19 protein-coding genes are annotated in these 19,459 nt (G+C 37.4%); 6 read left to right on the top strand and 13 right to left on the bottom strand.

What is annotated here, in order from left to right; all coding sequences use genetic code 11:
• The first annotated feature begins 77 nt into the window (after positions 1 to 77).
• Complete coding sequence (locus ABMA79_RS08675) at positions 78 to 815, top strand: sulfite exporter TauE/SafE family protein (RefSeq protein ID WP_392859572.1); 738 nt, start codon at positions 78 to 80, stop codon at positions 813 to 815.
• Here the strand turns inward: ABMA79_RS08675 and ABMA79_RS08670 are convergent.
• The 5 genes from ABMA79_RS08670 to ABMA79_RS08650 form a co-directional block, all read right to left on the bottom strand.
• The gene (locus ABMA79_RS08670) at positions 807 to 1,313 is read right to left on the bottom strand and encodes an SRPBCC family protein (protein ID WP_392859569.1); all 507 of its coding nucleotides are present in this window, start codon (positions 1,311 to 1,313) and stop codon (positions 807 to 809) included. The genes ABMA79_RS08675 and ABMA79_RS08670 overlap by 9 nt on opposite strands.
• A gap of 18 nt (positions 1,314 to 1,331) precedes the next feature.
• The gene (locus tag ABMA79_RS08665; RefSeq protein WP_392859566.1) at positions 1,332 to 1,706 is read right to left on the bottom strand and encodes a hypothetical protein; all 375 of its coding nucleotides are present in this window, start codon (positions 1,704 to 1,706) and stop codon (positions 1,332 to 1,334) included.
• Entirely contained in the window at positions 1,703 to 2,059 is a 357-nt protein-coding gene (locus tag ABMA79_RS08660; RefSeq protein WP_392859563.1) for a hypothetical protein, read from the bottom strand. The genes ABMA79_RS08665 and ABMA79_RS08660 overlap by 4 nt, the downstream gene beginning before the upstream one ends.
• Before the next feature lie 25 nt (positions 2,060 to 2,084).
• A complete protein-coding gene (locus tag ABMA79_RS08655) occupies positions 2,085 to 3,050 on the bottom strand; it encodes a deoxyhypusine synthase family protein (RefSeq protein ID WP_393091878.1) in 966 nt (321 codons plus the stop codon).
• A gap of 72 nt (positions 3,051 to 3,122) precedes the next feature.
• Complete coding sequence (locus ABMA79_RS08650; RefSeq protein ID WP_393091875.1) at positions 3,123 to 4,277, bottom strand: hypothetical protein; 1,155 nt, start codon at positions 4,275 to 4,277, stop codon at positions 3,123 to 3,125.
• A gap of 137 nt (positions 4,278 to 4,414) precedes the next feature.
• Between ABMA79_RS08650 and ABMA79_RS08645 the strand changes: the two genes are divergently transcribed.
• The 3 genes from ABMA79_RS08645 to ABMA79_RS08635 are packed head-to-tail and all read left to right on the top strand — an operon-like array spanning position 4,415 to position 7,376.
• Entirely contained in the window at positions 4,415 to 5,503 is a 1,089-nt protein-coding gene (locus tag ABMA79_RS08645) for an imelysin family protein (RefSeq protein ID WP_393091872.1), read from the top strand.
• Positions 5,497 to 6,861, top strand: coding sequence for a di-heme oxidoredictase family protein (locus ABMA79_RS08640; protein ID WP_392859553.1), 1,365 nt, complete (start codon positions 5,497 to 5,499; stop codon positions 6,859 to 6,861). The genes ABMA79_RS08645 and ABMA79_RS08640 overlap by 7 nt, the downstream gene beginning before the upstream one ends.
• Positions 6,861 to 7,376, top strand: coding sequence for a hypothetical protein (locus ABMA79_RS08635; protein ID WP_393091869.1), 516 nt, complete (start codon positions 6,861 to 6,863; stop codon positions 7,374 to 7,376). The genes ABMA79_RS08640 and ABMA79_RS08635 overlap by 1 nt, the downstream gene beginning before the upstream one ends.
• A 25-nt stretch (positions 7,377 to 7,401) precedes the next feature.
• On the opposite strand, the gene ABMA79_RS08630 is transcribed toward ABMA79_RS08635, so the two are convergent.
• From ABMA79_RS08630 to ABMA79_RS08605, 6 genes are all read right to left on the bottom strand, one after another.
• A complete protein-coding gene (locus ABMA79_RS08630; RefSeq protein ID WP_393091866.1) occupies positions 7,402 to 9,321 on the bottom strand; it encodes an ABC transporter substrate binding protein in 1,920 nt (639 codons plus the stop codon).
• A 39-nt stretch (positions 9,322 to 9,360) separates the two neighbouring features.
• Positions 9,361 to 11,247, bottom strand: coding sequence for an ATP-binding protein (locus tag ABMA79_RS08625; protein ID WP_392859545.1), 1,887 nt, complete (start codon positions 11,245 to 11,247; stop codon positions 9,361 to 9,363).
• Positions 11,248 to 11,333: 86 nt separating this feature from the next.
• Entirely contained in the window at positions 11,334 to 11,903 is a 570-nt protein-coding gene (locus ABMA79_RS08620; RefSeq protein WP_393091863.1) for a YceI family protein, read from the bottom strand.
• A 7-nt stretch (positions 11,904 to 11,910) separates the two neighbouring features.
• Positions 11,911 to 13,071, bottom strand: coding sequence for an NAD(P)/FAD-dependent oxidoreductase (locus ABMA79_RS08615; RefSeq protein WP_393091860.1), 1,161 nt, complete (start codon positions 13,069 to 13,071; stop codon positions 11,911 to 11,913).
• A complete protein-coding gene (locus tag ABMA79_RS08610) occupies positions 13,068 to 15,029 on the bottom strand; it encodes a hypothetical protein (protein WP_393091858.1) in 1,962 nt (653 codons plus the stop codon). Before ABMA79_RS08610 ends, ABMA79_RS08615 begins: the two co-directional genes overlap by 4 nt.
• Positions 15,030 to 15,085: 56 nt before the next feature.
• Positions 15,086 to 16,144 (bottom strand): type III polyketide synthase, encoded by a 1,059-nt coding sequence (locus ABMA79_RS08605; protein ID WP_393091855.1) that lies wholly within the window; start codon positions 16,142 to 16,144, stop codon positions 15,086 to 15,088.
• Positions 16,145 to 16,274: 130 nt separating this feature from the next.
• Here ABMA79_RS08605 and ABMA79_RS08600 point away from each other — a divergent pair, with 130 nt between their 5' ends.
• Both ABMA79_RS08600 and ABMA79_RS08595 read left to right on the top strand, forming a co-directional pair.
• Positions 16,275 to 16,790: a LuxR C-terminal-related transcriptional regulator gene (locus tag ABMA79_RS08600; protein ID WP_392859534.1), complete on the top strand. Its 516-nt coding sequence runs from the start codon at positions 16,275 to 16,277 to the stop codon at positions 16,788 to 16,790.
• A gap of 33 nt (positions 16,791 to 16,823) precedes the next feature.
• Complete coding sequence (locus ABMA79_RS08595; protein ID WP_392859532.1) at positions 16,824 to 17,462, top strand: hypothetical protein; 639 nt, start codon at positions 16,824 to 16,826, stop codon at positions 17,460 to 17,462.
• Positions 17,463 to 17,475: 13 nt separating this feature from the next.
• Here ABMA79_RS08595 and ABMA79_RS08590 read toward each other — a convergent pair whose 3' ends face one another.
• Complete coding sequence (locus tag ABMA79_RS08590; RefSeq protein WP_392859529.1) at positions 17,476 to 17,970, bottom strand: Hsp20/alpha crystallin family protein; 495 nt, start codon at positions 17,968 to 17,970, stop codon at positions 17,476 to 17,478.
• 126 nt (positions 17,971 to 18,096) lie between these two features.
• Complete coding sequence (locus ABMA79_RS08585; protein WP_392859523.1) at positions 18,097 to 19,446, bottom strand: NAD(P)H-binding protein; 1,350 nt, start codon at positions 19,444 to 19,446, stop codon at positions 18,097 to 18,099.
• Positions 19,447 to 19,459 lie beyond the last annotated feature (13 nt).

The following is a 19,459-nucleotide window of genomic DNA, read 5'->3' as shown; positions in this document are numbered from 1 at the left end:
TTATGAGAAAAGACATTGACCCCCATCAATGTTTAAGAAAAATTAATCCCCTATACTGATTTCAGGAGGAAATATATATGGCATATCTATTAGCACTTATCGCGGGAACAACTCTTGGGCTCTTAGGCGGAGGCGGTTCAATCCTAGTCGTTCCAATCTTAGTTTATATTGTCAAAATCGATCCAAAGATTGCCATTACCATGAGTTTAGCAATTGTCGGCCTAACAGGCTTTATGGGGACACTAAGACATCACAAGAATGGAAATGTTATGGTGAAATTAGCATTTCAATTTGGTGCCATGACAATGCTTTCAACTTATCTTGGAACTTACCTGGCCTCTTTCATTAGTGGACAGGTTCAACTCTATATCTTTGCAGGAATCATGCTCTTGGCCTCGGTTTCGATGCTAAAAAATGGTAAGAATATCAAGGTTAAATCGTCATCAAATCTAACGATTTTTGGGGCTGCGAGTGTTGTCGGGATTGTCACTGGTCTTATTGGAGTTGGTGGCGGATTCCTCATTGTACCAGCACTGGTAAACTTCTTTCATGTCCCAATGAAGAAGGCGATTGGAACTTCCCTGCTAATTATAGCGATTAACTCTCTGATTGGTTTTGTGGGAAATATTATCAACTCACCTAACCTAGAACTTGATTATCAATTTATTGCTATCTTTACAGCTCTGGCCATTGTTGGTTCACAATTTGGTTCGGCCCTGACTCATAAGCTACCGCAAGAAAAACTTAAAAAGATTTTTGGTTACTTCTTAATTGTGATGGGAATTTTTATGATTGTTAGAGAAACACTACTCTAATTTCTTCTTTAATTTCTTCAAATACTTTTTCATAAGAACACCGTATAATTTTACCACGACCTCTGGCTTTGCATTAAAGCCAAAGGTCTCTTTAATCATACGACGATCAAAGTCCACCACATACGTAAAGAGAGTTCCATTCTCACCTTCTTTAAACATGCGATTACTTCTTAAGAAATATGGATTTGATCTTACTGTTTCAAATAAAGCCTGATAAGGAGCATTTAATTCAATCAGTTCAGTTGTCGTAATAAAGTGCTTACGAATACCAATCCATGCATCTTCTCTAAAAGTGCTCCCGATTTCAAAAGTACGAGAGTTCGTTGCCATATCATTAACTTCACTACGCCAATGATGATCATTCATTGGGTCGGCCACAAATTCAAAAACTTCTTCAATTGGTGCATCGATTTCGATACTGCCAGTGACTTGGACAGTCTCAATTGCAAAAGTAATATTTGAAATAAGTAGCGTAATTAGAAGTAAAAGATTTTTCATATAAAAATGATGGCAATCTTAATTTGATCTGGCAAGTTTACGTCCAAAATATAAAGTCAATTGGATGATCAAAACACTCAAGAATGCACTCGTTCCAAGTGCTCCACCATAGCCTTTTAGATATGGGACGAGGTATTGAAAGAAAAGAGCAAAGAAAACTGCACCGATGACAATGGTATAATTATGCATCTTTGTAGGACAACTCATTCCCACAAAAGTTGAGCCAAAGAATATCACGGCCATCATTTCATAATTGGGCACTGTAAAATATAAGATCGCATAAGCAACTAAAGTTAAAAGACCGGAAGCTCTAATGGCCCCTATCTTCTTAAAGCGTGATAGGTGAAAAGTTGAAAGTGCACCGATGAGTGAAACTCCAATTGCAGTAATCATATGATACTCCCCTTGATAAAGAAGAATAAGGCAACACTAACAAAGGCAATCGTTCCAAGCTTTCCGCCAAAGCCTTGAAAGATTCTTAATGTATAGAAATATAGAATTGCACCAATAAGAGAGATTCCTAAAATCTCCCAGTAATTTGAGACCAACTCACTAGAGCACATGCCTGCAAAGCTTCCACTATAGACTGCTGCTTGCAGAGTCATTCTCATTGGAATGAGACCAGCGATTAGGCCAACAGTTGCGGAGGCAATGACTGGAGACCAGCTGAATTGTGAATGTAAGATGAAACAAAAAAGGCATCCTAAAAAGAATGCCCCAAATTTGTATAAAAATTGTATTCTCATGCCCCTCTATCTTAGAGCAATGAACTTAGTTTTCCAACACGTAATGGAAAACAAGTGGCGCAACAATCGTTGCATCGGACTCAATAATGAACCTTGGAGTTTTTGAAGATAGTTTCCCCCAAGTGATCTTTTCATTTGGAACAGCTCCTGAATAAGAACCGTAACTTGTTGTCGAGTCAGAGATTTGGCAGAAGTATGACCATAGAGGAACATCGTCTTCCATATCTTGGTTAAGCATTGGAACAACACAAATTGGAAAATCTCCAGCAATTCCACCACCAATTTGAAAGAAGCCGATACCACCATCACCACAATTTTCTGGGTACCACTTTGCAAGAAACATCATGTACTCAATTCCGTTTTTGACAAGTGAAGGCTCAAGCTCTCCAGTTAAGCAGTATGAAGCAAAGATATTTGCTGTTGTTGAATCTTCCCAACCTGGAACGATAATAGGAAGGTTCTTTTCACAAGCGGCCATAACCCAAGAGTTTGCCACATCTGTTTCAAATTCTTTTGCAAAGTCTTCACGACGAAGAATACGATAAAGAAATTCGTGAGGAAAGAGTCTCTCCCCTGCTTTGGCAGCATTTGACCACTCTTCAAAGAGATACTTTTGAAGTTTTCTAAAGGCAGTCTCCTCTGGAATACAAGTATCAGTCACACGGTTAAAGCCTTGCTCAAGAAGCTCTTCTTCTTGCTCTGGACTGAGGTCTCTATAATTTGGAATTCGCTTATAGTGGTTATATGCGATGAGATTCATAATATCTTCTTCAAGGTTTGCACCTGTACAAGAAAGAATTTGAACCTTATCCTGACGAATCATTTCAGCAAGTGAAACCCCAAGCTCTGCCGTACTCATGGCACCAGCAAGAGTGATCATCATCTTCTTCCCACTATTTAAATGGTCGACATAGGCCTTCGATGCATCAACAAGTGAAGCGGCATTAAAGTGTCGATAATTGCGACTAAAGAATTGGGCCATTGTACTCATAATAAATCTCCTGACATAGCCAAAATAGAACGAGACTTATTACACCACAATGTAGATCCAAGTCTACATAAATTAGTCAAAAATATTATAATTTGAAGAGTACATGAGCCCGATCACACTAGTGTCTGAAGGACCATCTTGATTCTGGTAATAAAGACCAAAAATAGGGCTGGCCTTTCGGTTAGTTAGCTTAAACCCCATGGATGCCTCGTAGGTACGAGTGATATTTTCAGGTAAGTCTTGCGCCACTCTATTTTCGACTTCACGGTATTGAAGGCCAAATAAAAATGAGTAAGTTGTTCCTTTGTAAAGTTTAGACATCGTATATTCAGGAGTACTCAATCCAAATTTAAGCCATATATCATCTGAAAAGTTATTTCGATTTTGCTCTTGGTTCGGATCAAAAGAAATAATATCTTTAGAAATATCATAGAATATTTCAAATGAAGGCGACCAACTATCTGTAGATAAATAACTGTAGCCAATATTTAATCCCGTATTACTCTTATAACTCGGTTTACTTACAACTCTATTAAATACGGCCGGATCTGCATCAACACGAGAAAAGCTCTCCTGAGTACTTGATGAAGAATACTTGATCCCAGGAAAGAGAACCGAAGCACTCAAAAAGTGCTTCCTTTCGATATAAGATGCACTTAAAAGAGTATTAATAATAATATACTTTGTTCGATCATTTACTGTTTCAAGATATTCGCTACCAGCAATATTCCCATAGAAAGTAGCAAATGTTTTTGAAGATTGAATATCAAGACTACCAGAAAAACCGACGGCGAATTTATCATTTAGCTTCTTTGCTGCGCTAATTCCAAGCACCGTCTCTTCGGCCTGAATATCTGCACTTCCTTTAAATTCATTCGTACTAAAATTGATCGTTCCATTATTTGTTCCACTATAGGTAACAAAATTCGTGAATGTTATGCCAAAGAAGTCCCCTGCAAAACCTGTGAAATAAGGAATGAACTGACTCTCAAAATCGCTACCAGCTGTTCCCTCAACATCAATATCTTGCCTCGAGTACATAAGGCCAAAGTAGATCTTGATTTCATCACGCTTTAGATAGGCCGTGGCAGATGGAAACACCAAGGCAGCACCAATATCACCTGGACGAGATGTCGTATTTCCCAAAAAGCCTGACTCATGGCCAATAGGCAATGCAAATAAACTTAGTGAAAATAGAACTAGGGTTACGATTCGAAATAAAGACATACAGAAAATTAAATCACCCTAAGTAAATAAAGTCTATTCCTATAAAAAAATGAACTTAATTGTTGATATTAACTAATGTTTGATGTATCAAACCATAGTTTCAACAAGCAATCATAATTTTAACAAAGGATAAGAATATGTTAAAAAGATCTATCTTACTGATTTCATTAGGTTTAGGCTTAAATACTTCTGCTGCAACAACAGCGCAGTCAGTGATCGAAGGTTACACGAACCTTGTTTACAAGACTTATACAGAGTCTCTTGATAAGGCGATCACTCTTCAAGAAGACGTTGAATTCTTCATCTCCAACCCAGGTGTTATGACACTTGAGATGGCAAGAGAATCTTGGAGACAAGCAAGAGCTCCTTATGGACAATCAGAAGTTTTCAGATTTTACAATGGGCCAATTGATAGTGACGAAGGTCCAGAGGGACTTCTAAACGCATGGCCACTTGATGAAGCCTATATCGACTATGTTGAAGGTGCACCAAACGCAGGTATCGTAAATAACATTGCTGATTACCCAGTTATCAACAAAGAAGTTCTTTCTTCACTTAATGAACTTAATGGTGAAAAGAATATCTCTACTGGTTACCACGCGATTGAATTCCTACTTTGGGGACAAGATCTTTCAGTTGATGGTGCAGGAGACAGACCTCACACTGATTACGTTATCGGTCTAGGGCAAAACGCTGAGAGACGTGCAGTTTACCTTTCAACAGTAACTGATCTTCTTATCGATCACTTAACTGAGCTTGTTGATGCTTGGGCACCTAATAAGGAAAATTACAGAGCAGCTTTTGAAGCAAAAGACCAAAAAGAAGCGCTTAATAATATTCTTTCAGGAATGATCTATATGTCAGGAGATGAGCTTTCGGGTGAAAGAATGTTTGTTGCTTGGGAAACTCAAGGACAAGAAGATGAGCACTCATGCTTTTCTGATATGACTCACATGGATATTCAGTGGAACTTCTGGGGTGTTGCAAATATTTTAAAAGCAACAGGAATCCTAGGTCTGACAGATAACACAGTTCTTACGACAACAATCGACAACAGAGTTGCAAAGATTAACAAAATGCTTGCAGGCCTTCCTGTACCATTTGATCAAGCAATTCTTGATGAGAATGCAAGGCCAGAAATTCTAGCTTCAATCGAAGAGATGGAACAACTTGCAATCGAGCTTGTTGAAGTTTCTGAAGAATTAGAGACTCCTGTACAATGGTAAGAGCTCTTGTTCTCACATTAATTTCAGTATTAAGTTTTAATACATATTCCAGTGAAAAGTTCCCGGCCGGTGCCGGGACTACACTGGACTTTTCCGTAAATGCCTTCTCACACCCGATGAGTGGAACACGTGGCATGCTTAGACGACAGTTCCAAGTTGGAAATAGCTTCTTTAAAGGAGCATGGGTAACATCCCCTTCTTCCACTCCCCTAAGAGATGGATTAGGGCCAATTTTTAATGCGACTTCTTGTACCGCTTGCCACCTACTAGATGGACGCGGACGTGGCCTTCCTGATAGTGACGGCAAAACTGATATCTCCCTACTCTTTCGCCTTAAGAAGGTGGCTGAAAATGGAGAGACTTCACCACACCCAACTTATGGCGATCAATTTCAACCTCATAGTATTGAGGGTGTCCAGGGAGAAGGAGAAGTCTTCGTAAAGTTTGAAACAATTAAGGGAAGCTTTGCCGATGGTGAAGTTTACGAGCTAAAGAAACCAAACTATATCTTTAGAAAACTAGCGTTAGGAAACTTAGGAGACAATACGATTGTCTCACCACGAGTTGGTCCACAAATGATTGGACTCGGACTTCTTGAAAATATTAATGAAGAAGATATTCTTGCAGGAGAAGATCCTGAAGATTTAAATAAAGACGGTATTTCAGGCCGTGCAAATTATATCTACTCAGTTATTGAACAAAGACAAACTCTTGGACGCTTTGGTTGGAAAGCTTCTCGTCCAAACCTCTTAGAACAAAATGCTGCCGCATTCAATGGTGATCTAGGAATCACAAGTCCCCTCTTTCCTACAGAAGAATGCACTCTCGTTCAAATTGATTGTTTAGAGAAACAAACGCAGGAAGATATCTCAAGAGAGCTTTTAGATAAGGTAACGCTATACACGCAGTTAATCTCTGTTCCTGCTAGAAGAGACATTCATGATCCGAGTGTTAAGAATGGAAAGAAACTATTTCATCAAATAAGCTGCCAAGCTTGTCATAGGCCAGATTTTACGACAGGTTCAAACTCAAAATATCAGGTCTTAAATAATCAAAAGATTTATCCATATACGGACATGCTCCTACATGACATGGGAGATGAGCTGGCCGATGATACACGCTCTTATGAATTTGAAGGAAAGGCCACAACAAGAGAATGGCGAACACCTCCCCTTTGGGGACTAGGGCTTGTAAAGAGCGTAAATGGCCACACTCGCTTTCTACATGATGGACGTGCACGAAACCTGCAAGAAGCAATCCTATGGCACGGCGGAGAGGCACAAAAGTCCAAGGATGAATTTATTAAATTAACAAAGAAAGATCGAGACGATCTCATTAAATTTCTTAGGAGCCTATAATGAAGAATTTAATTCTATTAGTAACACTTCTAACTAATCCAGTAAGTGCCCAAATTTGGCCACTACCAACTGGAACAACATATTTCGTTAAGGGAACAGGATACGACTGTGGCGAATTCATCAGACGCTACAAAGTTGAATACACAACAACACCAAAGGTATTCTCTGAGAAAGGAATTAAATTCGATCTCTTAACAGCAGATAGTGACTTAAATGTATTTTCAATTGAATCCTCTTGGAACACAGAATCTGGTCAAACGTGTCACTTTGGTCTCTTCTTTAATCGTGCAAGAGAGACGAGAACACTTGATCTTGACTATACAAAATCACAAACAAATGGATCACCAGAAGCATGTTTAGAAAATGAAGAGCTATTAAAGAGCAAGCTTCAATCTTCTGCATATGAAGCTTCAAAAAGAGGTATTCGTTATATTGCAGTTGATATCCTAAATGAAGGAAATGAGGTTTGCGATGGTAATCGCGTCAGATTAATTTTTGATCGTCGAGCTCAGTAATATATGTAGTGGCACGCAAGTGCCACTATTCTACTTTAAGTGGAATGGTAAAAACGAAGCGAGTTAAGGACGAGCTTTCATCGAGATAGAACTCACCACCATGCTTTTCAATATTATTCTTAGAAATACTTAGGCCAAGCCCTGTACCTCTATTCTTTTTCTTCGTTGTAAAGAAGGGCTCCATAATCTTGCCACGAATATCTTCAGGAATCCCTCTTCCTGTATCAGTAATAGAAATTTCCACGTAGTCCTGATCATACTTTTTGATAGGAACGGCCTTTAAGTTAATCTTCCTCTCTCCTTTAACATTGATAAGCTCATCAAATGAGTTATTGATTAGATTAAGAAGAACTTGAGCGACTTGAACAATTGAGCCATGAATAATAATTGATTCATCGACATTTATATTGAATTCAATATCATTCTCTTTAAATTTTTCATAACATAGAAATGTCACATCTTCTACGGCCTCAATCAAGTGGAAGTTTGCAAACTTTGACTTATCTCCATCTTTCGCAAGATGTTTTAAACCTTTAATAATTTTCGAAATTCTAAATGTCGTACTTGAAATACGGCCCGCATTCTTGATGATATTATCAGAGCTGGTACGCTGGGAAATTCGATTGGCACTCAAGTCGATAATTGTTAATGGATTATTAATCTCGTGAGCAATACCGCTGGCCATCTCACCAATTGACGCTAAACGAGCAGAGTTAATAATTTGTGACTGCTGCTGTACTAGCTGTACCGTGCGATCATGGACATTACGTTCTAGTTTCTCATTCACTTTAATGAGAGAGTCCTTATAGCTACGCTGCTTCTCAAAGAAGTATAATAAGATAAAGAAGAAAATACACAAGCAAACAAAGCATGCAAAAACGACTAAAAGTTCCGACTTGTACTCATGATAAAACTGAAAGAAGCTAGATGAATAACTTATGACCTTAGATCTTTCTGGCAGTTTATTGATATCAATATCATATCTCTTTAGCTGATCCAGATCGAAAACGAGGTCATTAATCGATTCAATAATTAGTGGGATCTCTGATATTTTCTTTTTTCCAGAAAGAAACTCATCTGCCATGCGAGCAATCTCTCTTCCATAAATCGTTCCATCAGAAACATTTCCACCGACGATTCCCTTATTTAAAAAGACCTTATTAAAACCATAGATAGGTTGAGCTGAAACTTTACTAAGGTTCTTAATATTTTCATCTAACTCAAAATACTTCCCGTCTCGATCTCTTGCATAAACTCCAAAGAGAACAATTGAGTCATCTTCAAAGTGCTTGGCCATTTCATAGACTTCTTCCATATTGTAATTTTCAATATAGATTACTTTCTGCTTAAGCTTCATCTTCTCAAATGAAGTTTCAAATTGCTTTTTAAGGTAGCGGCCAGTTGGAGTAAATTGTGTGTTTATCACATAAATCTTTTTGGCCGTAGGGTTGATATCAAGGGCGCCCCTAACAGTTGGAATAACATCAAAAGTTTCAACAACTCCCGTGAAGTTCTTCTCTGTTCGGTAGAGATCACGTTTAAACTTATCGTAGCCATTTACACCGCTAAAAATGATAGGAGCATCATTGAATATTTCTCTTCGATACTTGATTGCAAAGTCAAAGGCATAATCATCAGTTGTTACAATTAAATCAATTTTATGAGAGCTAAATTTTGTCGCATAGAGTTTCGCTAGGATTTCATCATATTCACGCCCAAAGAATCTCTTAGAGTCCATATACTCTGTATAGAACTTCATTGAATAATTACTGCGACGATGCACGTGAAAACGAAAGGAGCTATCAAGTTCTTCAGTCCAAACATTCCCCTTCTCATAAGAGTGCAACATAAGAATCTCAAACGCATCTGATGCTTGAACAAAGGAGCTTAAAAAGAAAAATAAAAATGCAATGGCCCGACTAATGACCTTTATACTAATCATCATAAATAAATATCACTTATTACTTAGAATGTAATTATTTATTTACGCGGTAGGTAGTTGAATGACAAAGCGAGTATTCGGACATGACTTATCGACAAAGATGCGGCCCTTGTGGTGCTCAATAATATTCTTACAGATACTTAGACCAAGGCCAGTACCTCTTTGATCAACCTTAGTTGTAAAGAATGGCTCCATGATTTTTTCAAAGATCTCTTCAGAGATCCCCTTACCAGAATCCGTAACAGAAATCTCAACGATATCCTTGTCTTTCTTTCCTTCAAGCTTAATCCAGCGTTCAGTGTCACCTTGTACTAATTCATCAAAGGAATTATTTAAGAGATTTAAAACGACCTGAGAGATCTGAACAGGAGCACCGTGTACTTTTAAGTTCTCATCAACATCAATTTTGAAGTGAATTTCATTCTCTTTAAACTTCGCCTTACAAATTGAAATAACATCTTCAATAGCGGCCTTAATATTAACAAGCTCGCTTGAAAGACTAGCGTCTTCCTTGGCCAGCTGCTTAAGCCCCTTAATGATTTTAGAGATACGATCAACTGTAAGCTTGATCTTTTGAGCAGACTTAAGAACGACTTCATTATCGGCCATTTGAACAATTCGATAAGCACTCAAATCAATAATAGTCAGAGGGTTATTAATTTCGTGAGCAATACCACTGGCCATCTCACCTATTGAAGCAAGCTTGGCCGAGTTAATCAATTTCGACTGCTGCTCAATTAACTGTCTTGTTCTCTTTTCGACTCGGTCCTCAAGCTGTTCGTTAATTCGAAGAACGGCCTTCTTGTGCTTCTTTTGTTGTTCAAAATGATAAGCAAGAACCACCAGACTAATAAATAGGCACGCAAATGAAAAAAGAATAAACCAAAATTCAAAGGTATATTCTTCATAAAAACGAAGGAGCTTATTATTGCGATTAATAATCTGAGAACTAACGGGTAGCTTGTGGAAGTCTAGGCCATACTTAACAATTTTTGAGTAATCAAAAATTATCGGAGCATCCACATTTTCAACAATTGGAATAGAATTGATATCCTCACCCGCAATGACTTTATTTGCAATAAGGGCGGCTTCCTTTCCGTATAGCTCACCACTAGTGAAGTAGCCACCAGTCAATCCATATGGAAGATAGTATTTTAAGAAGCCGTAAATAGGAACATTCGAGTGCTTTGCTAATTCGCTAAGATTCTTCTCAAAGTCTAGGAAGTTTCCATCACGGTCGCGAGAGAAACCACCATAAAGAGCAAAGGAGCCCTTCTCTAAATTTTCGACTTTTTTATAAAGATCGCTTGCACTGATATCTTCGAGGTATTCAACCTTGTCTTCTAATTTTAATTCAGCAATCGACTTTTGGAATTCTTTCTTTAGGTACTGTCCAGTTGGAGTATGAATAGTATTGATAATATAAAACTTTTTGGCCTTAGAGTGTAAGTCTTTAGAAAGCTCAAGCATTTCTTTGATCTTGAAGCTTTCAACGAGTCCCGTAAAGTTATTCTCATTACGATATTTCTGCTTAAACTCGTTATTATAACCGTTAACTCCAGTGAAAATAATCTGACTATTCTGAAATAGCTTTTCACGATACTTCATCGCAAAGGCAAAAGCGTTATCATCAGAAGTGATAATTAATTTGATATTTCTGTCAGAGTATTTAATCGAAAATAGATTATATAATTTCTCACCATAATCTCGGCCAAAGAAACGCTTAGAATCCATATACTCTGTATAAACATCTAAGTGATTCTTATCACTATGAAGATTCTTCTTAATCGATTGATCAATAAGGTCCGTCCAAATACTATCGCGCGAGTAAGAATGAAGAATAAGAACTTCATATTTATCTAGAGCGATGCTTGGAAGCGCCATGACAAAAAGAGTGAATGTGATGAATAAAACCCTGGCCCATTTCACTATTTATAATTATCATTTTATCGCTAAAAAGTATTGATAAAATTTATCGATTTAGCAAAAAATCTTCATAATAGCTTGAAATTACTCTAGGGCAGCACGTTAAATCTTACCTCAACTTCATCGTGAACAGTTGCGATCCAAATTGATGGATCTGGGATCTCCAGCTTTTTAAGAGACAGAACAGACTTTCCAGCTAAAGAGGCTTCTCCCTCAGCGCTCACAACTTTTTCGATAAAGAGAACAATTGAGTGCTTCTTATTTCTTACCTCAATACTTCCCTTATTTAACTCGCCGAGTCTTATAGGGCCAGGTATGCGAACAATAAGCTTAGGGTATTTTTCTGCCTCAAGAGATTGCTCATACATCTTATCATTGCGCGCATCATTATCTGTATCCAATTGCTTGGCATTAATAACGATTGAAATATCTTTGTAATTACCTTTTGCGTCTTTGGAATAAGTTATCTGCGCATCTTTAACGGCCCCTTTAAAATCCGTTGTTATGATACCCGCCTTAGTGGAAGACATATTAAAGAAGATATGATTCTTTGCTTCAAGTGCTTTATCATAACTATCGTATTTAAGAATCAGCTTTGATTCAGCAAAGAGACTAGTTTGAAGGAGTAGTAAAATTGTAAGTAGCTTAAAAAATTTCATCGATACCTCAAGAAAAAATAATTCTAAAGAGACCCTTCATAGGAGTATGAATATTTCCAATAATTCCAATAAAGTTATCTCTTCTTTTTTGACTGTGATTTAAAAACTTCGCAATGATCTCAACTAACCACGAGCGACGAATGAGCCACTGAAACCCAATATTAAGAAAAGTTTTTTCTCGAAAACTTTTCGATTTCTTCTCTGTGTAAATCAATAGAGACTGATTATAATCAAAACATGTGTTAGCGATATTAATACTTTCAAAGAGCATTCGTGCAGTAAGTAGTGCATTAAAGATACCTTCACCTGTAATGGGATCAACGAAGCCCGCGGCATCTCCAATGAGGGCAACATTATTTCCAATAACATCTTTAACATTATGTTCAATAGGATAGCTCGTATGTATTTTTGAATCCTCTGTTAATTCAACACCAAGTTCATTTTTGATTTGGCCAAGATAGTGTTCAAATGTACTTCTCGCATTTCCGTACTTTCTAATCTCTTGGGCCCCACACACGAGGGAGAGATTTAACTCTTTGGACGAAATAGGATCGACACCGATATAGCTTCCTTTATCAAAAATAAACATCTGGCCTTTTCGTGGAGGTGTTTTCTTCGTTTCAAGCCAAGCATGTAAAGCAATGCGTTTTTTTGAATTTGGTAGCTGAAGATTTAGTTCTCGGGCAACAAGAGAGTTTCTTCCATCTGCACCAACTAAGAGTCTTGAGTAAAAGACATCTTGATCAGAAGTTTCAATTCGCCAATAAGTGCCTAAGTACTCCATACTGACCACGCTCTTGCCTAGAAGAACCTGAGCGCCACTTTCATGTGCTAGATTAATCAAACGCTTATCTAAAACCTGACGATTAACACTGACTCCAAAATTCTTCTGACCATGACTATTTGGAAAAGTTGTATTTACCTTATTTCTCTTTGGAGTGTGAATAATCATCCCATCCAAAGGAAGGAAGTCCTTATAGACTGACTTTAAGTCAAGTTCATCTAATAGCTTTACTCCCTGTGGGCAAAGGTACTCACCGCACACCTTGCGGCCAACTTCCTTGTTTCTTTCTAAGATTAAAACCTTAGAATTGTTCTTGGCCATAAGATGACCAAAGAGTGCCCCCGCGGGACCACCGCCAACAATTAGTACATCATAGATATTCATTCCCAGTCCTCCATCACCTCTTTTAAAGAGGAGCTACCTAAGTAAAGAGTTGGTAAAACAAAGAGATCAAAAATCATCCCACAGAGTAAAATGAAGGATAAATTCACACCAAACTCCCTAATTGGTAGAAAGTCATAAATTCCAAATAGTAAAAATGCGATAATGAGTGTCAGTGAACTTGTCAGTATTGGTTTCACGATCGTTTCAACATACGTCAAAAAGTCACCTTTTTTTTCATCAAAGAAATGTAATAAGTGAAAGGTGCTATCAACAACAATTCCAAGCCCCACACTATAAGTCATCACTGTTGCAATATTTAGAGACATCCCTGTAAGGTTAAGAAAACCAAGAGACAACCCCAGAGGCATAGTGTTTACAATAATGAAAATCATAAATAGCTTTAGCTGCCTTAAGGAAATAACAGCAATGGCCGCCATGATAAACAAGCTTAAAAGAAAGCTTTTTGAAAGAGTATGAACCATCGCTTTTTGCGAAATCATTAAATTATAATAAAGGCCATCGAGTACATAAGTTTTCTCTCCAAGAATATTTCTTACTTTTTTCAAGAGAGCTTCATATTGATCAACATTTAAAGGAGTCCCTAAAAGAGTAATCTTATAGAATGAATCAATTGGATAAGCTTCTCGAATACCTTCTGCGGCCTTTGAGTAGAGAGTCGCATAGGCAAATTGATTGTCAGGAAGAGAAGAGCGCATACTATAAGCTTGATTGATCTTTCTCACCACATGGTTTCGAGACATTACACTCACCCCAGCAAGAGTCCCCAACTCATCTTCAATATTACTTATCTTTTTTAAATCTTCGTAGCTTAACTCTCCCATTCCAATTTCGAGCAATGGTACTCCTCCTGCGATTGGAGAGATTTCATTAAAGCTTCTTGCAATGGCCGTCTCTTTAGGAAAGTACTTCGTCGCATCTGTAATGATATTGATATTCATCGATCCCCATATCCCAATAAATAGAGAGATACTGCAAATAAGAAATAGACTTGCTCCAGATAAGCTACGTTCTGGATACGTTGATAATTTCACACGAGACGCTTCTTCAAGTTTTAAGATTTTCTCTACACTTATTAACCAGAGCATTGAGGCGAATGAAGATAGAAGAATCATAAGACTACTGAGTAGTCCAAAAACTCGAATCACATAGATCTCACTCACGTATAGTGACAAGAAACCGATGAAAGTTGTCACAAGCATAAGAGAAATTGGCTTAATTTTTTTCTTAAGGGCAAGTGATAAGCTTCCCTCTTCTCTTGCTGTAAAATAGATATGCTGACCAAGAGAGAGCACGATTACAAAGGTCATGAGCGGAACAATTGATGTCACCATATTCATCGTTCCAAAATAGAACTTAATTACAGACAGAGAAAAAAGAGCACTAAAAAGACAAGGAATAAAAAGTAAGAGCGTCGCTAAGAAATTTCTTATAAACGCCAACAAGAGAATAAATGAAAAGATAAATAGAATTGGAAATAGCTTTTCTTGCACCAGCGCTGATGACTGATTAAGATGATAATTTGTGTACTCATGGCCGGCACAGAAGAAGCTTTGATTTTCTTCAACTTTTCTAATCACATCTTTAAGCTGACTTTTCTTTCCATTATTAAATATCAGAAAGCCTAGTCGATTAGACGAGATAAGATCAGCATTAGCAGCTGCCCCTTTAATAAGCTCATTATCTAGAATTGTGCGCTCTTTTACGAGATCATGAGGATAAACAAAGTAGCACTCATCATCACATAGCTGCGCCAATTCATTCCCAAACTTCTCAAGCTTTAAATATGCCTCTTCGCTAGGGGCTTCATTTATGTAAACAACAAGAGAGTCAACTTCCGGGTAGTCCTGCTGAAATGCTCTGAATTGATCCATACCCTCATCAGTTAAAAAAATCGACTCAGGATTTTTTTGTTTGATATCCTTGGTATAAAAAAGCATTCCAGCAAAGACGCCGACAAAGGAAATAATAAATAGAGATCTTAGGATCGCTTTTATTATGACCTCCACTCTAGAAGAATACTTTGGGCCATAAAACCAGGGCCAAATGCTAGCATGTAACCACGCTGTCCATTTTCGATAACCCTTTCTCTCGTAACCTTGTCAAAGATATGAAGAATTGTCGCAGATGACATATTCCCACAATTTTCAAGAACCCATTTAGACTCTGAAATATCTTTGTTGTAATCACCAATATAGTCTTCAACCATTTGAATGATTTTCTTTCCACCTGGGTGAAACATATAATTATCGATATCTTCGATCTTTAGGCCATTACGCTCTAGGAATGGGAGAAAGATATTTTCAAAATTACCCTCAATTGCACTTGGTACATCTTTATCAAGAACAATCTTGAGGCCAGAGTTAATTAACTCAAATCCCATCAAATATTCACCATGAGAGAAGTTATACATATCGGTATCAATTATATGGGCCCCTTTTCCCTCCCCACCTTTTAAAACAGCACAAGCAAAGCCATCAGAAAAGATTGCAGTTGAAACAAGGTTGGCCGCATCCAGGTCATTTAGTTGAAATGTGATACTTGGGATTTCCATTGTCAGCACAAGGGCCGTTTTATCCGGATTGGCCTTTAAGAATTCATCAGCATAAATCAGTGCAGAGGTTCCTCCCGCACATCCCATTTCTGTAACAGGCAGACGAACAACGTCCTTTCTTAAACAAAATTCATTGACTAGATATGCATCAACAGATGGAATCATAAATCCTGTACAGCTTGTTGTGATAATATAATCCACTTCACTCGGATCAATATTCGATCTTTCAAAAGTTCGTTTCAATAACCTCTTACCGTACTCAACCATTTTGGCCTTATAGATATTATTCTTCTCTTCAAAGCTAATGTTAGAGAAGACAGTCTCGAGGTCAACAACTGCACTACGTTGATCAATTTTGGAGCCCTTGAATATTTTCAGGGCCTTACGTCTTGTGGTTTCATCAACATCTTTTAGCCATAGGCGCTGTGCTGCTTCAACAATCTCTTCAGTCTTGTACGTGTAATCTGGTTTATAAGTTTCCATGTGAACAATACGTGTCATTTGTTCCTCCTTTCCTAGAGAAAGAATCGTTCAAATTTCTAATTTTTGTAACTGGACGAAAGTCCTAATTCCAAATAAAATGTGTATTATCAAATAGATACAACTCTTATAAGACTAAGGTCCTAGAACTATGCTTAATAAACGTGAACGCCTAATTTCTGGAATACTCTTCCTTCTAATATCCATTTTTCTCATTTTTGACATCTACGAAGACCTCAGCGAAGGTTCGACTTATGAGCATGTTATCGAGGAAGGTATTGTTATGCTCATAGGACTTATCGGAACTACAGTTCTATGGTTCAAGTGGCTATTTACGAAAAAAGAAAACTTAAGAATTAATTCAGATGTTACAAAGCTAAAGTTTGATCTAGAAAACTATAAACAAAAAACCCGTGAATTATCTCGAGGACTTTCAGAGAAAATAAATGATCAGCTAAATGAATGGTCGCTAACAAAGTCAGAAAAGGATATCGCCCTACTTCTTCTAAAAGGGCTGGCCATAAAAGAAATAGCTGAAATTAGGTCAACTGCTGAAAAAACAATTAAACAACATTGCTCTAATATCTACAGTAAATCAAACCTAAGTGGGCGCAGTGAACTTTCGGCATTCTTTTTAGAGGATATTTTAGTCATCGATGAGGTATAATAGCTTGAATTAGAAACAAAGAGACAATTTTTAATGAAGCTAGAAAGTTTTAAACAAGAACTAACAAAAACAAATAAGATCACAATTATTGGGCCAATGGCCTTAAGCCTCCCTTATATAATTGACTCTCCTATTATCTATGTTGATGGTGGGCTCAACCATAGGCCAAGTGATGATCATCCCTACCTCTCTGTTGGCGATGATGACTCTAATCAAACAAATGATAGCCTTGATATCATTCTAGATGAAAATAAGGACTACTCCGACCTCACCTTTGCTTTAACACTGGTGCCAGATAATATCACTGAGATTAACTTATTTGGCTTCTTGGGTGGAAGACTCGATCATCAAATGATTACTCTCGGCTCAATTCATCATTTTTTAATAGAAAGAAAATTACAAACGATATGCAATTTTGAAAGAAAGGTTCTTGCAAGCTCTGGTGGTGAGTTCTCATTTACTCACAATGGTACATTTTCACTTTTAAGCCTTGAGAAACAAGAGCTTAAAATTAGCGGCTCATGTGACTTTCCTCTTAATACGCAAAAGAAAGTAAAAACTCTTAGCTGCCTGACCCTTTCAAATAAAGCTTCAGGTGAAGTACATATTAATTCTGAGCTACCTGTATTTATCTACTTACTAGATTCAGAAACACTAGGCCCTCAAGCCTAGTGTTCCAAAAATTTTAATGTGATGATTTATCCTTTTCATCCGCAAATAATTTTACAAAATTTTCTGTAGCGTCTGAGACTTCAATCTTATGAGACTTCTTCTCTGCACTCTTAGGTAATGCTAAGTAGAGAATACCATCTTGAATTTGGGCCTGAACTTCATTTCGATTGATGAAATGAGGCACTGTTAGACTACGTGAGATACGTCGAGTCTCCCCGCCTCCATCTTCAAATAGAGTTTTGCGTTCGGCCTCAATAGTGACAAGCCCATCATCGACTTGAATATTTAGGTCTTCCTTCTTAACACCAGGCATATCAATACTTAGCAGATAAGCATTATCAGTTTCCTTCATTTCACCAAAGGCATTACTGCTTCCACTTCCTCTGCCCTGCCAAATGTCTTCAAGGCCGGTAATAATATCCCTAAACTCATTATCAAAATTTGCGGAACCAAAAAAGTCTGAATTAAATGCTGAACTTTTTCGGGGAACAATTGAACGTCTAATCATGGGAAACTCCTTTAACTTACGTGTGTGTTGTAGAGAGTACATAACGACGCCAATAGATAAACATCGTCACCTATCTCTTGTTATTAAGATAACGCCATCTTATCATTGTGAATGAGTCGGATAAACTTAAGATATTTTTAAATGCTTCAAATAAGAACTAAAAGATCTCATGACAAAGAGATGTATTGGTGCCTGAGTATAGCAGTAAATATACCAAGGAAGTGATGGCCGAAAATTATTAATTGATACTAGAGTAAATTTTCCATTAGCGACACTTCTAAACTCCAGCCAACCAGTATCTTCAGATGCACTTAAAACTCCTCCAACAATATGAAACTTCGCCCTTCTTAAATTCGACTTATTTTCGATATACCTAAGAATCAGTAGTGGTGTTTTAAATCCAAAAATATTGAAAGTAATAGTTCCCTCTTCTTCATGAACATGAATAATAAATCGAATAAAGCGTGGAAGCCACTTCATATAAGTACTCGCAAGCTCTTTCATTTCAAGATGGTTGGGGTTATCAAGGCGTTGAATGGAGCGAACAGTTTTCTCTTCTCTACGCCTTGCTCTCCGAGGAGCTCTTTTAGTTTTTCTTAAATTAATCAAATTTAACATTTCATCATATGATCGAATTTTGATTAGGTCTCTAATATCATCTTCGATATCAACTTTTGGAAGATGACATTTTAAGCTATCGACTAAAGGAGAAACTAACTCAATTTGTGACTCACCAAAAATAGTCACCCACCACTTTGATAATTTTAAATAATTAATAGGAACAGGAATCATAGGACAAAACTTTCTAAAGCGACGAGAAGTCTTTCTTATCAATTGCTCGTAAGTAACATCCTCGCCGTTAACAATATTAATAATACGATGAAAGAAGTTTTCGTTACCAATCAAATGCGACAGAACTCGCAATAAGTCGTCGATATAGACCAGCTGAGTGCGACTCTTTGTCCACTTAGGTAAAATCATTGCTGGTAAGTTAATAACGAGATTCTTTAAGATCTCAAAAGAAGAGCCCCCGTCTCCTACAATCATACCAGCTCGTAAAATTGTATAAGCAATACCTGATGACTTAAAGACTTCCTCTACTTCAAGTCGGCTTTTTAGGTGTTCACTACTTTCACCTGTCGGAACAAGTCCTCCAAGGTAGATAATATGTTTTACACCATTATGCTGACATGCTTTTGCAAAGTTATCGGCCAAAAGAAGATCTGTATCGCGGAAGTTTCCTTGAAATAATCGTGATGATGGTAGCATTGAATGGACAAGATAAATTGCAATATCAATATCTTTTAAGGCCTCTTTAGTGCTGTGATAAGAAAAGAGGTCTGTTTTTGAAAACTCAATATTCTCATCTGAATAGGACTCACTACGCCCCAGGGCCCTAACTTGATGTTGGCCTTTGATCTTTTGAATGAGGTTGCGACCAATAAAACCATTGGCACCAGCAATTGCTACTTTCATAATAGATAACTTT

Origin of the sequence: Halobacteriovorax sp. HFRX-2_2 (assembly GCF_043196705.1) — a bacterium.
In the GTDB taxonomy this organism is placed as follows: domain Bacteria; phylum Bdellovibrionota; class Bacteriovoracia; order Bacteriovoracales; family Bacteriovoracaceae; genus Halobacteriovorax_A.
Note: the sequence above shows the minus strand (reverse complement) of the source record. Positions and strands in the feature narration are given on the sequence as shown.